This window comes from Streptomyces sp. AC627_RSS907, from assembly GCF_019049165.1.
Genome location: NZ_JAGMUE010001545.1, coordinates 1 through 614, shown reverse-complemented (window position 1 = coordinate 614; position 614 = coordinate 1). Strand labels below are relative to the sequence as shown.

At 72.6% G+C, this 614-nt stretch carries 1 pseudogene; it reads right to left on the bottom strand.

The annotated features are described in order from the left end of the window. Positions 1-614, bottom strand: a pseudogene (locus KUM32_RS42915) (hypothetical protein); the annotation flags it as partial.

Genomic DNA, 614 nt, shown 5'->3' with positions numbered 1-614 from the left:
CGGCGCTCCCGCTCGTGCGCATCTTCTGGAAGTACCAGTCGACGCTGCCCTCCGGGTCGGTGGACGTGCCGTACGCGCCGACGAGCGTGAGCCTCTTGGCGTTTCCCTGGTGGTACTCCGCCGAGACCGACCCTTCGGTGGTGAAGCCCGTCGGCTCCTCGCCGTCCCGGCCGGTGCTGTTCTTCGGTTCGCCCTTGCGCTGGAAGTCGCCCGCGACCGTCAGCGGCGTCGTCAGCTTGTACCGCTGGGCGGGCTCGGTCACCGGCGGCTGCTCTTCATCGGTGCCACCCGTGCCACCCGTCCCGCCCGAACCCTGCTGGCCGCCGGTGTCGCCGACGACGGTGTCCTTCTTCTTGTCCTTGGCCGAATCGCCGTCGCTGTCGCCCCCGTTGAACAACAGCACCCCGCCGACGACCGCCGCGCAGGCCACGACCGCGCCCACGACGATGCCGACCGTCTTGTTCCCGCTGCCCCCACCCCGCGGCGGCATCGGCGGGCCCGGCTGCTGGTACGGGCCCACCTGCCCGTACGGTCCTGGCTGCTGCTGCGGGTAGCCGTAGCCCTGCGGGGGCTGGCCGTAGGGGCCGGGCTGGGGTGGCTGGGGCGGGTAGCCG